The 13,294-nt window shown below is 63.1% G+C and carries 12 protein-coding genes; 5 read left to right on the top strand and 7 right to left on the bottom strand.

Translation table 11 applies throughout. The annotated features are described in order from the left end of the window. Positions 1-3 precede the first annotated feature (3 nt). The 3 genes from C483_RS06695 to C483_RS06690 all read right to left on the bottom strand — a co-directional run bounded on the left by C483_RS06695 (position 4) and on the right by C483_RS06690 (position 2,622). Complete coding sequence (locus tag C483_RS06695; protein WP_006652599.1) at positions 4-1,869, bottom strand: UvrD-helicase domain-containing protein; 1,866 nt, start codon at positions 1,867-1,869, stop codon at positions 4-6. 156 nt (positions 1,870-2,025) lie between these two features. Further along, positions 2,026-2,184 (bottom strand): DUF7563 family protein, encoded by a 159-nt coding sequence (locus tag C483_RS20375; RefSeq protein ID WP_169331418.1) that lies wholly within the window; start codon positions 2,182-2,184, stop codon positions 2,026-2,028. A gap of 252 nt (positions 2,185-2,436) precedes the next feature. Next, positions 2,437-2,622 carry an HVO_0416 family zinc finger protein gene (locus tag C483_RS06690; protein WP_006166723.1) on the bottom strand — a complete coding sequence of 62 codons (186 nt, stop codon included), beginning with the start codon at positions 2,620-2,622 and terminating at the stop codon, positions 2,437-2,439. Positions 2,623-2,824: 202 nt separating this feature from the next. Here C483_RS06690 and ubaA point away from each other — a divergent pair, with 202 nt between their 5' ends. Then, a complete protein-coding gene (gene ubaA / locus C483_RS06685; protein WP_006652598.1) occupies positions 2,825-3,661 on the top strand; it encodes an SAMP-activating enzyme E1 in 837 nt (278 codons plus the stop codon). A 49-nt stretch (positions 3,662-3,710) separates the two neighbouring features. Here the strand turns inward: ubaA and C483_RS06680 are convergent, their stop codons facing one another. From C483_RS06680 to C483_RS06665, 4 genes are all read right to left on the bottom strand, one after another. After that, entirely contained in the window at positions 3,711-4,673 is a 963-nt protein-coding gene (locus C483_RS06680) for a hypothetical protein (protein WP_006652597.1), read from the bottom strand. Positions 4,674-4,727: 54 nt separating this feature from the next. Continuing rightward, positions 4,728-5,513, bottom strand: coding sequence for an SDR family oxidoreductase (locus C483_RS06675; RefSeq protein WP_006652596.1), 786 nt, complete (start codon positions 5,511-5,513; stop codon positions 4,728-4,730). Positions 5,514-5,749: 236 nt separating this feature from the next. After that, positions 5,750-6,214: a Tfx family DNA-binding protein gene (locus tag C483_RS06670; protein ID WP_006652595.1), complete on the bottom strand. Its 465-nt coding sequence runs from the start codon at positions 6,212-6,214 to the stop codon at positions 5,750-5,752. Positions 6,215-6,643: 429 nt separating this feature from the next. Continuing rightward, entirely contained in the window at positions 6,644-7,165 is a 522-nt protein-coding gene (locus C483_RS06665) for a TRAM domain-containing protein (protein ID WP_006652594.1), read from the bottom strand. Between the two features lie 268 nt (positions 7,166-7,433). Here C483_RS06665 and C483_RS06660 point away from each other — a divergent pair, with 268 nt between their 5' ends. The 4 genes from C483_RS06660 (at position 7,434) to C483_RS06645 (ending at position 13,203) form a co-directional block, all read left to right on the top strand. Beyond that, on the top strand, positions 7,434-8,225 hold the full coding sequence (locus C483_RS06660) for an electron transfer flavoprotein subunit beta/FixA family protein (RefSeq protein WP_006652593.1): 792 nt from the start codon (positions 7,434-7,436) through the stop codon (positions 8,223-8,225). Continuing rightward, positions 8,222-9,175: an electron transfer flavoprotein subunit alpha/FixB family protein gene (locus tag C483_RS06655; RefSeq protein ID WP_006652592.1), complete on the top strand. Its 954-nt coding sequence runs from the start codon at positions 8,222-8,224 to the stop codon at positions 9,173-9,175. The genes C483_RS06660 and C483_RS06655 overlap by 4 nt, the downstream gene beginning before the upstream one ends. 228 nt (positions 9,176-9,403) lie before the next feature. Then, the gene (locus C483_RS06650; protein WP_006652591.1) at positions 9,404-10,678 is read left to right on the top strand and encodes an ABC transporter substrate-binding protein; all 1,275 of its coding nucleotides are present in this window, start codon (positions 9,404-9,406) and stop codon (positions 10,676-10,678) included. Next, positions 10,678-13,203 carry a methyl-accepting chemotaxis protein gene (locus C483_RS06645; RefSeq protein WP_006652590.1) on the top strand — a complete coding sequence of 842 codons (2,526 nt, stop codon included), beginning with the start codon at positions 10,678-10,680 and terminating at the stop codon, positions 13,201-13,203. The genes C483_RS06650 and C483_RS06645 overlap by 1 nt, the downstream gene beginning before the upstream one ends. Positions 13,204-13,294 lie beyond the last annotated feature (91 nt).

Raw genomic sequence — 13,294 nt, 5'->3', positions numbered from 1 at the left:
GACTCAGGGCGCTTCGGCCTCGAGTTCCTCGCCACCCTCGGCGGACTGCTGGGCGTCCTCAATGAGGTCCTCGAGTGGGGTCTCGGTGAGTTCGTTGTGAAGCAGGACGTCGATGGGCAGCGTCGGTGCGCCGTCGACCAGATTCTCGAGCATCACGAGTCGTTCGCGGGCGCGGGACATGCCGACGTAGAAGACGCGTCGTTCGTTGTCCGTCAGGACAGGAACGGGAGAGGTGGTCTTGGTGAACTCCTCGACACCCGGGACGTCCGTGGGATCGTCGACCGTTGCAACCATCTGCTCGACGACCTTCTCGGTCAGGTCGGTGCCGACGATGACGTGGTCTGCCTCACGACCCTTTGCGGAGTGGATGGTGCCGACGCGGACGCGGTCGGTGTCCATGCCGGCGTACTCGCCGATGGCGAAGTACGCGCGAATGCTCTTCTTCTGGAAGTTCGTCACTTTCCGCACCATATCGGACGCGGATTCGGGGCCGGGCATGAACGGCGCGTGGTCCTCGATAACCGATGCGGGAATCATGAGTTCCTGCAGGTCGTCGATACCGGCCTCTTCCTGGCGCTCGTCGATCGTATCGAACAGGTCGTCGCGCTCGTTGGTGCCGAACGCCGACTCCTGAAGCATGTCTGCGACACGCCGTGCCTGGAGCCCAGTCACGTCGTCGCCGCGGTCGATCGCTTCGACGGCGCGGACGTACTGGGTAAGACGGTCGGTCCACATCCGCTGGTCCGTCAGCGACGTGAACGGGACACCCTCCGTGATGAACTCGTCGATGAACTGGAACATCTGGTAGCGCGCCCGGAAGAGGATCATGATGGTACCGTCGCCCGAGGCGAGGGTGCGCCGAACCATGCGGACGACGTCGAGCATCGAGGCGTTGCGCCGGGCCTCGACTGCGCCGCCTTCCTTGCGGGGTTTCAGGTCCTTGTCCTTCCGGTGTTCGATGTGGCGAATCTCCTGGTTGACCGCGTTGAGGACGTTCGACGGCAGTCGATAGGAGTTCGGCAGGATAATGTCCTCGTCGACTTCCTCCTCGAGCAGCAGGGCCGGGTCTGCACCCTGCCAGGAGTAGACGACCTGGTCGTCGTCGCCGGCGATCAGCACCTGCTCCATGTGGGGTTTCCACTCCTCGTAGACGTCGTACTGCAGCGTCGTGATGTCCTGGAACTCGTCGATCACGAGGTAGTCGACGCTCGGGAGTAGCGAGCGCTGCTTGACCCGTTCGAGCATGTCGGCGAAACCGATCTTGCCCTGCTCGCCCTTGAAGGAGCGCCAGCCGCGGATGGCCTCGGGCACGTCGATTCGGTCGTCGTCGCTCGGCCACGTCGGCGTGTACTTGTTGCCCTCCTGGGCGTGGTCGTCGATCTCCGGTGGAAGGCGAACCTCCTCGTCGTCCCACTGGAACGGTACGTCGTACCAGTCCGTGACCTCTCGACGGGTTCGCTGGAGCCACTGACTCGTCGCGATAATCTTGTTTCCGATCGTCGTCGAGCGAGCGGTCCGGCGGCCGGCCCCGCTGTACTCGTCTTCGAACTCGAGTCCGTACTCCTCACAGAACTCTTCCTTGTCGGATTCGCCGATAACGTCGCTTCGAGAGAGGTCGAGAAGATCGTACGCCTTCGCGTGCATGGTACAGACGTTGCCCTGCAGTGCACGCGGGCTTTCGTCGAGTCGCTCCGCCAGCCGTTCGCGAATTTCCTGTGCTGCCGCTCGGGTGTACGAAACGACGAGGATGTCCCGGAACGTAACGTCGTCCTGCTCGAGAATCTCTTCAACGTGGTCGAGAAGCGCGGTGGTCTTCCCGCTCCCCGGTCCACCGAACAGCCGGGTTACCTTCGTCTCCGTGGTAGCCATTATCCCTGTTCAGGGCCGCGACACCCATAAGTCACGTGGGTTCTCCGCGAGCGCGAGAGGGACTGTCTGCCGGCTCTATCGGGGGTCTGGTCGCTCGAAACGAACGGGTGCGATACGACGGACGAACCGATCAGACAGTTGTGGTGAACAGCCGACTCACGTATTTCGTGATGACCGGGCGGTTCGAACGTCGGCACCATCGCGGATCTTGTCCTCACACTCCGGACAGACGCGCGGATCGTCGACTCCTCGTGGCGTAAAGACACGAGCGTATGCATCGGTTACGAAGTTCCCACAGTTCTGGCATTCCGGCATGATGCTTCTCGAATGACGTGTTGGAACGGACCACATTATAATTCTATCGCCATTGGGTGGCGGAAATTACCGGGAGAGTGACGAAGTGGCTGTTTACGAGGGTGGTCCGGAGTCAGGTTTTCGAGGGAGACAACAGGATAGCAGGGCGGCGAGCCGTGAGAATAGTCGGGCAGTGGAGTCGCCCAACAGCGACACCGCTCTCGGATCGGAATCTTCCTGCAAAAAACGGAATCGGTAGCCGGGTATCGTCGCCTACCGTGTTGGCTCCCACCCACAAACGGTACAGGTACTCGCGGAGAGGTCGTGGAGACCGCTACATTCGGGACACTGTTTCTTGTTATACTCCTCCTCCCAGTCGAGTCGTTCGACGGCGTGACCGCGGTCAGTGAGGAATTGATCGAAAACGTCGTCGCCGGCACCATTGGGTGCGGATGCCATGGGTGTGTCAAAGACATGCATGGTCTTAAGTGATGGGGTCGGTGAAGAGACTGCCGTTTCTTTGTGGAAACTATCTCCAAGCCTGAGTTATAATCGGACTAGAAACTCCGATTGGTCGGTACCTCCTCGACTTTCCGATTACTTGTCAACAACAGTGTGTGCGACCCGCGGCTTTTTCTCGCTCTCGCCCCAAACAGCGGCCATGAGCGACCTGCGCCTCGATGCGACCCAACTCGATCGCTACTCGAGACACGTGATCATGGACGAGATCGGTCCCGAGGGACAGCAACGGCTACTCGAGGGAAGCGTCCTCGTCGTCGGCGCGGGCGGACTGGGTGCCCCGGCGATTCAGTACCTCGCCGCGGCGGGTGTCGGCCGGCTTGGCATCGTCGACGACGACGTGGTCGAGCGCTCGAATCTGCAGCGCCAGATCGTCCACCGCGACGAAGACGTGGGCCGACCGAAAGTCGAGAGCGCGGCTGACTACGTTGCGGCGCTCAATCCGGACATCGATGTCGACGCCCACGAGACGCGTCTCACCGCCGACAACGTGGACGACCTCGTCTCCGACTACGACCTCGTCCTCGACGCGAGCGATAACTTCGCCACGCGCTACCTGCTCAACGACCACTGCGTGCTCACGGAGACACCACTCTGTCACGGTGCAATCTACCGCTTCGAAGGACAGGTGACGACGTTCACAAACGATCGGGGTGGCGACACTGAGCCGCCGTGTTACCGATGTATCTTCCCCGAAGCGCCCGAACCCGGCACCGTCCCCGACTGTGCGACAACTGGCGTGCTCGGCGTGCTCCCCGGCACCGTCGGCTGCATTCAGGCTACCGAGGCCGTCAAGTATCTGCTCGGCAAAGGCGAGCTACTCGAGGGCCGCCTGCTGCTCTACGACGCGATGGACATGACGTTCGAGACGGTGGACGTGCGCCCGAATCCGGCGTGTCCGGTCTGTGGCGACGAGCCAGCGATCGAGTCGGTCGAGGACGTCTCCTACGACGGGACGTGCCAGATTTCGGCGGACTGAGCTGTTCTTGCAGTCATTGCACTCATCGCACGTATCGAGGCCATCTGAGTCATCGAAGTCGCGTTCTCACCACATCGCGCAGTTCGTCCAGCCCAACCAGTACGACGCAGGAGACGAACGCAATCGTCCCGAGTTTCCCACCAGCACCCGTCAGTGCCGGCGTTACGGCGAGATACACGAGCCCGCAGAGCGCGCCAGCCACTCCGACGTGGCCCATCGTCAACCGCTCGGCGCTCGACATCCCGACAAAGGAGGCACAGAACGCGACTGCGGCGAGCGTCGCACCGAGTTCGCCCGGTAGCGCGAGCGGGAAGCCGACGCCGGCGACGACGCCGACGAGTCCCGAGCCGACGACCGGACCCAATTCGAGTTCCAGACTCAACACGACGGTCGCAACTGCACCGGCGACGGCAACTGGCACGACGAACTGGAGGTGCTCCCAGGCGGGCGCGCTCGGCGAGCCGTACTCGAGTCCGGTTAGCGCGACGGCCGCCACGCAGCCGAAGAGTGCGATGGTCCCGAGTTTCCCGCCGACGCCGCCGAACGTGGCGGTCGTGGCGACGAACGCGAGTCCAGCAATCACGCCGGCAACGGCGACGTACTCGAGTCCGGGGAAGACTGCTGGGGAGGCCATCCCGACGAAGGAGCCACAGTAGATGGGTGCGCCGACGTGCGGGAGGGCGAGTCCGGCGAGGAGGCCGACGAGTGCGGAGGCGAGCACTGGCCCGAGATCAGCAACCACGCTCGCGCCGTAGGTGACGATCGCGCCGGCAGTGACGGCGAGTGCGTTCGTAGCGTCGGTTCGGTCGAATACACCAGATTCCAGAGCGTCGGTGCTGAAAGCACGATTTCGCTCGACGACGGCCGCGACCGCGCCGACGAGAACGAGACCGAGATGAAGACTGACCGTCCCGGTCGGAAGAGCCGGCGGCGCGGCGTGAACGCTGGCGAGCAACACGGCGGGCGTCGTGAGGAGGGCAAGGAAACCGGCGACCTGGACCGGGCGGTACACACGAGCCAGTCGCCGGAGGGCCACCGAGAGCGTTACGGTTCAGCCCCTCTCGCATCAACTCCGCAACAGACCACCGTCGATCGGCACCGCCGCGCCGTTCACGAAACTCGCCCGCGGGCTCGCGAGGAACGCCACCACGTCGCCGAACTCGGCTGGCTCGCCCAGCCGTCCCAGTGGAATTTCGGCTGCGAGTTCGGTGATACCCTCGTCGTAGTCAGCGTACGTGCCGCGCTCGACGCCAGCCTCGACGAGTGCTTCGATCCGTGGCGTCTCGATAGTGCCCGGCATGACCGCGTTGGCCCGTATCTCGGGCGCGAACTCGCGCGAAATCGTCTTCACGAGGCCGACGACGGCCCGCCGAACCGAGTTCGACAGCACCAGCCCGTCGGTTACCTCCCGCACCGTGGTCGAGGTGATGCAGGTGATCGAACCCACATCGGACTCGAGTAACTGTGCGTGTGCCTCCTCGAGCGTCCAGACGACGCTCATCACTAGCAGGTCGTAGGCCTGGTACCAGTGCTGCTCGTCCGTCTCCAGAAAGGTCGTACTCGGTGGCCCGCCCGCGGACGTGACGAGGTGATCGAGACCGCCGAACTCGTCGACGGTTCGACGCACCAGCCGGGAGATATCGTTCGGATCCGTGAGGTCGCACTCGAGTGCGAGCACCTCGCCCGGCCCCGCATCGGCGAGGTCGTCGCGGGCGGCCGCGAGTCGGTCGGGGTCGCGCCCGCAGATGGTGACGTGTGCACCCGCCGAGGCGAGTGTCTGGGCGCTCGCGAGTCCGAGGCCACTCGAGGAGGCGGTTACCAGCGCTGCGTTGTCGTCGAGACTGAGGTCCATAGGCAGTCGAACAACGCCGGAGACCAAATCGCTCGGGGCTCGACTGGCAACTGTGAGCGCCGGGAAGTCGTGCGGTGGTCTGTGAACGATCTCCTGTAGGTTGTGTGATGGGATTTCTCGCAGGAGTGCATCGTTTCTTCCCCGACAAACCGAGACGCAGCGTCGACCGATGGGCTTCAGACCCTGCGGTTGGCTACGGTACTCCCTGTGAGTTGCTTTCGCCTCTACCCGACGCGCTACTCGCTGTCCTGATGGCGAACGCGAACCACACCGTCCGAGGTAACACCGATGACGAGCGGCGAGGACACCTCGCGGCCGGTGACGGCAGCGCCGGCGGCGTCGCTAACGACTTTCATCAGGTCTGGGGCGGTGTGATCGACCTTGACGCCGGCGTCGTCGCAGGCGTCGTAGACGAGATTCGGCACGTCATACAGGTCGGTTCCAGTGGGAACACGAACGCGGACGGGAGCGCGAAGCGCCTCGGCGAAGGCGACCGTCTCCCGGGCTTTCTCGACGTTCTCTCGGGCGCTGGCCTCGATCGAGGAGACGTTCGCCCGCGAGGTCCCGAGTGCAGCGGCGATGTCCGCCTGGGAGATCCCGCGCTCGCGCAGGGCAAGCACCTGTGCCTGCCGATCTGTGAGTATACTCGTTTCGGCTTCAAAGCCAATTTCGGTGAGCAGTTCCTCCGCGTCGTCGATCATTGACACCGTGATCGCCCTCCATCGCCCTGGTGGGCACGTTGTCGCTCGGTAGCTCCGTCGGCGGAACTGCTTACGGCTCGCCGCTTTCGAGGACCGCCCGTCGCCACTCGAGAACGTGTCCGTCGTCCCGTCACCGATACCGCTGCGGGCGCGTTCCACTGTCGTCGCTCCGTCCTGCGGTCTGGCGTTCCCTGCACGCGCCTACTCATACCAGACATCTAGCTGGGGGCAGGATGAAAGCTCTCCCGGTCGCGTGCAACGTGCGGATTCGTGAGGTCAAACCCCGCTTTCACGGGCTGTGTCGCTCTCTGGCGCGTATGCAAACCAGACAGAACACAGAACACGGCAGGCGAAAAAAGACGGCCGCACGACTGTCCAGGTACCGACGCCGATCCCTCGAGACGGTGGTGTCTCGAGTGACCGTGTCGATCAGTTCCCCCAGAAGTTCTCACGGCTTCCGAGGCGTTCGCGTCTCGACGAGCGACTGTTGGTAGATTCGCCGTCCGTTCCGGCGTCAGCGTCCTCATCGTCGCTGTCGCCGTCGTCGGCAGCGCCAGCAGCGTCGGCGTCGGCATCCGCGTCCGCCGTGTCGTCTTCGTCGTTGCCTTCTTCTTCGTCCATTGGGAGCAATTCAAGCTCCTCCGCACGCGCGTGATTGCTGTGGACGCGGGTGATTTCGACGCGCGCACGTGCTTCGGGGAGGACGCCGTCGACCATCACGATAAAGCCGTCTTCGGTTCGTCCGACACCGGCACCGCTTTCGTGCATGTCGACGACGTCGATGACGACCTCCTCGCCGGACTTGACCGGCTGGGTCTTTAGATCATCGATCGGCTGGTTGTAGTGTTGGCACCACTCCTTGCCGCCGCGGTCGCCGTAGTGTTGACACCCCATCCCCGAGATTCGTGCTGAATAGCTCGGACAGTCGTCGGCCAGTGGACAGTCTGCCATGCGGTGTACTACCGGCGGTGTCGTTAAACCGTTTCCGTCTTGTACGCGCGAAATCGGTGCAAACGGCCGCTCTTCGCCACTCTTGCTGACCAGTCACTGTGTCGTTTTCTCTCCTGGTCACACACCCGGTCTGTGCTCGATAGCGTCACTCGTGTCCCCACGTTCCGCTTCAGTGCAAACCGACACCACCCGAACTATCAGTTGAACGGAGAGTCCAATACTGTGCGTTTCGAAAACGTTTACGGGTGTGACGTACGAGTGACGAACGATGAAAATCCTCGTTACGGTCAAAGAAGTTGCGACCGTCGAAGATGAGTTCGAAATCGAGGGGACTGAAATCGCAGACCAGTACCTCGGTGCAGACCTCAACGAGTGGGACGATTACGCCGTCGAAGAGGCCGTTCAGCTGCAAGAAGCTGGCGTTGCCGACGAAGTCGTCACGGTTACAATCGGCCCCGAAGACTGTGAACAGACCATCCGTCAGGCGCTTGCGAAGGGCGCAGACCGCGCGGTCCGCGTCTGGGACGACTCCCTCGAGGGCGTCGACCTGCTCGACGTCAACGCGAAGACGGAAATCCTCAGTGCCGTCGTCGAAGAAGAGGATCCAGACCTCATCCTGACCGGCGTTCAGGCCGGCGACGACAGCTTCGGCGCGACGGGCGTCTCCCTGGCCGAAGAAGTCGGCTATCAGTGGGGTGCCGTCGTCAACCACCTCGAGCACGAGTTCGACGGCGATGTCGCCTCGGTTCGACGCGAACTCGAGGGCGGTGTCGAGGAGCTCACGGATATCGAGCTTCCCGCCGCACTCACGATCCAGACCGGTATCAACGAACCACGCTATGCGAGCCTGCGCGGGATTCGCCAGGCCCAGCGCAAGGAACTCGACGTGAAGAACCTCGCCGACCTCGATGTTGACGAGAGCGCCGTCGATTCCGACCTGGAACTCACCGACATGTACGAACCAGAAAGCGAGAGCGACGTGACCGTCTGGGAAGGCAGCGCCGACGACACGGCCGCAGAGCTGGGTGAACTGCTCCGCGACAAGGGGGTGGCACCATGAGCGACGTCCTCGCAGTTGCGGACCACCGCCGTGGCGACCTGCGCGACGTGAGCTACGAACTCATCACCGCGGGCCGCCAGCTTGCAGACGACACCGGTGGCGACCTCCACCTCGCTGTCATCAGCGGCTCCGTCGACAATTTCGCAGAGAAACTCAACCGCGACGGCGTCGACGCGATCCACACCGTCTCCCACGGTGAGGAGTTCAACCACGACGTCTACACGCAGACGATCACGCAGCTCTACGACGAGCTCGCACCGCAGTACGTCCTCACGCCGAACAGCGTCAACGGCCTGGATTACGCGCCCGCCGTCGCCAACGAACTCGACCTCCCGGTCGTCACCGACACGGTCGACCTCTCGGTAAACGGCGAGACGCTGACCGCGACCCGCGAGATGTACGGCGGCAAGGTCGAGACCACGAACGAACTCGAGGGTGACGCTGTCGTCACGATCCGAGAAGCCGAGTGGCCAACCGCCGAAGGCACGGGCGACGCCTCGATTGCGGCCTTCGATGCAGAGATCGACGAGGACGCAATCGGCTCTACGGTCAACGGCTTCGAAGAGGTCGGCGGCGGTGACGTCGACATCAGCGAAGCGGACGTGCTCGTCTCCGTCGGTCGTGGGATCGAAGAGGAGGAGAACCTCGACATCATTCGTGACCTCGCGGATGCACTCGACGCGACGGTCTCTTCCTCGCGTCCGATCGTCGACAACGGCTGGCTGCCGAAGAACCGGCAGGTCGGCCAGTCCGGAAAGGTCGTTACGCCGGATGTCTACATCGCGATCGGTATCTCCGGTGCCGTCCAGCACGTCGCCGGCATGAAGGGCTCCGATACGATCGTCGCGATCAACACGGACCCGAACGCGCCGATCATGGACATCGCAGACTACGCGATCCACGACGACCTCTTCGATGTCGTCCCAGCGCTGACCGAACAGTTCCAATAACGACGCGTCACTGCTGATCGGCGACGCGTTTTTGACACCGTTCTCCCGACCGTACACGACGCATAGCGATTTTTTCATCACTCAGCCAACACACAATCACTCTCCTGAAAACCCCGCTCACTGGCCGATTGAGGAGTACTCTTGCGTTTGTCAACGTATCAGATTATTGTATGACCGCTCCAGTGACTGTACAGCAGAATTATAAACCAGTAATTTGATACCACGGATATGACGTTCCGACCGAAGCGACGGGAACTCCTGGTGGGGGCTGGTGCCGCGTCACTTGGTGGCCTGGCCGGGTGCCTTTCTGACGTTCCCGGGTTCGAATCAGAGGTAGAGTCCGCCGACGCAGTTGGCGGAACGAATCGAACACTCAGACTCGGGATTATGTCTCCGCTGAGTGGGGGGCTCGCGAACTTTGGGGAAACGACGCGCGACGCCGCGTTGTTGCCGATCGAACAGTTCGAAGACGAGGTCAGTCTCGACATCGACTACACGGTTGTCGATACGGAAACCTCACCGTCGGCCGGCGTCCAGAGTGCCGCCGAACTCGTCGATGACGGGTATCCGATGGTCAATGGCCCGCTGGCGTCCGACGTGACACTCCAGGCGACCCAGCAGGTGTTGATTCCATACCGGGTTGTCAACTGCTCTGCGGGTGCAACGTCACCAACGATCACGTCGGTGAACGATGCCGGTCTCGTCTTCCGAACAGCGCTCTCTGACTCGCTGCAGGCACTCGTCCTCGCCGAGCAGGCCGTCACGGACCTCGGTACGGAGCGTGCAGCGGTTCTGTACGTCGACAACGACTACGGCTGGCAGCTCACGCAGGCCTTCTCGCAGGCGTTCGAGACCGACCACGGCGCGACCGTAACGGCCGAAGTGCCGGTCATCGAGGGCGCAGACTCCTACGATGGTGCCATCGAGACGGCGATGGCAGACGATCCGGAGCTTCTGATCGTCATCGGCTACCCCGATACCGGGGAACAGCTGTTCGACGATCTGGCCGCAACCGGCACCCGAGATGACGTCGAAGTACTCGTCACCGAAGGGATGCAGGATGGTGGTCTTCACGAGTCGACTGACTCCTCGCTCGATGGCATCCGCGGCACCGCACCAATCGCCAGCGGTCCGGGCTACGACACGTTCAGTGAACAGTACGAGAGCGCCTACGGTGAGAGTCCGGGACTCTTCACCGCCCACGCCTACGACGCGACGGCGGCGCTCTTGCTCGCGAACGCGTATGCCGGCCAGAACGAGGGGACGGCGATCAGAAACGCGATGCAGGCTGTTACCTACAGCCCGGGAACGACGATCACACCCGAGAACCTCGACGAAGGTCTCGAACTCGCCGCCCAGGGTGAAAACGTCGCCTACGAGGGCGCCTCGAGTTCGGTCACGTTCGACCAGCACGGGGATGTCCGCGGTGCGAGCTTCTCCTACTGGGAGTTCGACGAATCAGCAGCTGATGGTATCACGGAACTCGACCGGGTGAGCGCCTAATGTCGCTGCTCGCCAAACTCGTCCCGTCGTTCATCCGACGACGGTACCTGCTCAAGTTCGTCATTTCCATCCTCGCCGTCGTGCTCATCATCGGCGCCGTCGGTGCCGTCAGCTACGCCGAAATCGACGACACCGTACGAGCTGATTCGAACGAACAACTCGAGTCGACCGCTGAACTCCAGGCCGACGGCATCGGTGACTGGGTCGAGTCGATGCACGTCCAGACCCGGACTGCGTCCGCATCACCGGGAATCCAGGACGACGACGTGCAGGCCGTCCAGGGTGCAATCGTCGAAGAACAGGCCCGAATGGGTGTCGACGTGCGGGCGATACACTACGTCGATACAGGCGAGCAGACCGTCCTCACGAGTACGGACGCCGAGATTCGCGACACCGACCTCGGGGCCGTCGACGATCCGTGGGCCGAGACGGACTTCGCCAGCGAACTCTCCTTCGACGAGGACGTCTGGCAGTCCGAACAGGCCTACGAGTCCGCCGCGCTCGACGACCAGGTGATGGCCTTCGCGAGCCCCGTCCCCGAACAGAACGACCGCATCGTCGTCGTCATCGGGACACTCGAGTACCGCGTGGACCAACTCCAGCAAGACGGTGCGGCAGGATCGACGGCGATCGTCGACCAGCGCGGGGATCCAATCTTCCAGACCGGGCAGAGTGAACTCACCGCGGCGACCGACGACGATGCCATCGAGGCGGCACTCGGCGGTCGAGTGAGCCAGGTCGAAGACGACGACGTGGTGCAGGCGTACGTGCCGGTCGGCGACACGCAGTGGGTTGCAGTGACGACCGTGCCGACCGAGCAGGCCTACGGCGTCGCGAGCGACGTTGGAACGAACGTCATCGCGATGGTGCTCGTGAGTCTGGTTGCGCTCGGTCTTGTCGGTGTCGTGCTTGGCCGCCAGACGGTCGTACCGCTTGCGGAACTGCGTGATCGGACGGAGTCGATGGAGAACGGCGATCTCGACGTCGACTTACAGACCTCGCGCATCGACGAGATCGGTCGCCTCTACGATGGGTTCGACAGCATGCGAACCTCGCTGCGAAACCAGATCGAGGAGGCCGAATCCGCTCGTGCGGACGCCGAGGAAGCCCGCGCAGAGACCGAGTCGATGAACCAACATCTCGAGGCGAAAGCCGACGAGTACCGCGACGTGATGGAGGTCTGTGCCGAGGGTGATCTCACCCGGCGGCTTGACCCCGAGAGCGAGAACGAGGCGATGACCGACATCGCCCACGCGTTCAACGAGATGGTCGAGGAACTCGAGGCGACGACGGCTCACGTCAAGTCCTTCGCGAACGAGGTGGCCGTCGCCAGCGAGGAGGTCACGGCCAGCGCCGAGGAAGTGCGCTCTGCCTCCGGCCAGGTCAGCAACTCCATTCAGGAGATTTCCGACGGCGCGGACCGACAGAACGAGAACCTGCAGGCGGTCTCCGACGAGATGAGCGGGCTCTCGGCGACGACCGAGCAGATCGCTGCCTCCTCGAACCAGGTCGCAGATATCGCAGAGCAGACAGCAGAGACCGGCCGCTACGGCCGCGAAGCCGCACGCGACGCGATCGAGGGCATGCACGAGATCGAGGCCGAATCGACCGAGACCGTCGAGGCGATCGAAGACCTCACCGCGGAGATGGAACAGATCGACGAACTGATCGAGTTCATTACCGAGGTCGCCCGCGAGACTAACATGCTCGCGCTGAACGCGAACATCGAGGCCTCCCGCAGCGGCGACGGCGACTCCCAGGGCGACGGCTTCGCGGTCGTCGCTGCCGAAGTCAAGGAACTGGCCGCCGACACGAAGGAGACGGCCGAAGACATCGAGCAGCGGCTCGAACGGATCAACGACCGCACCGAGCGGACCGCGACGGAGGTCCAGAAGACTGCGGACAAGATCTCCTCGCACGTCGACGCCGTCGAGAACGCCGCGGAGGCGCTCGACGAGATTGCCGACTACGCACAGGAGACCAACGACGGTGTCCAGGAGATTTCGGCGACCACCGAACAGCAGGCCGCTTCGACCCAGGAGGTCGTTGCGATGGTCTCGACCGCGACCGATATCTCCGACTCGACGGCGACCGAATCCCAGCGCGTCGCCGCCGCCGCGGAGGAACAGACCTCCGCCCTTTCGGAAGTCACCAAGAGCGCCGGCTCGCTCGCGAACCAGGCTTCCCAGCTCAACGAGATGCTCGACCGCTTCGACACCGACACCGACGGCGATGCAGCGGTCGCTGATCTCGACACGCTCGAGACCGGTGACGTGCTCGGCGACGAGTACGACGACACCGGCGATGGCGATGATGGTGGTGACGATGGTGGCGCACTCTCGTTCGACGAGAGCGTCGTTTCCCAAGCCGACGCGGAGGACGAGCCGGTTGTTGGCGACGCTGGTGCAGACAGTGATAACCACGCTGGCGGTGTCACTGACGCTGCAGACGATGACGATGCGACCAACGACGAACCGGCCGACGATCCGTTCACGTACGACGAGGTTAGCGACGGCAGCAACTGATCTCATCGGCACATCGTCTCTCAGGTCTCGTTTCTTGTGTCTCGTTTTTGCATCATGTCTCTGTGGCATACTGTTCTCTGGGGCATACTGT

This window comes from Natrialba hulunbeirensis JCM 10989, assembly GCF_000337575.1.
Classification (GTDB): domain Archaea; phylum Halobacteriota; class Halobacteria; order Halobacteriales; family Natrialbaceae; genus Natrialba; species Natrialba hulunbeirensis.
Note: the sequence above shows the minus strand (reverse complement) of the source record. Positions and strands in the feature narration are given on the sequence as shown.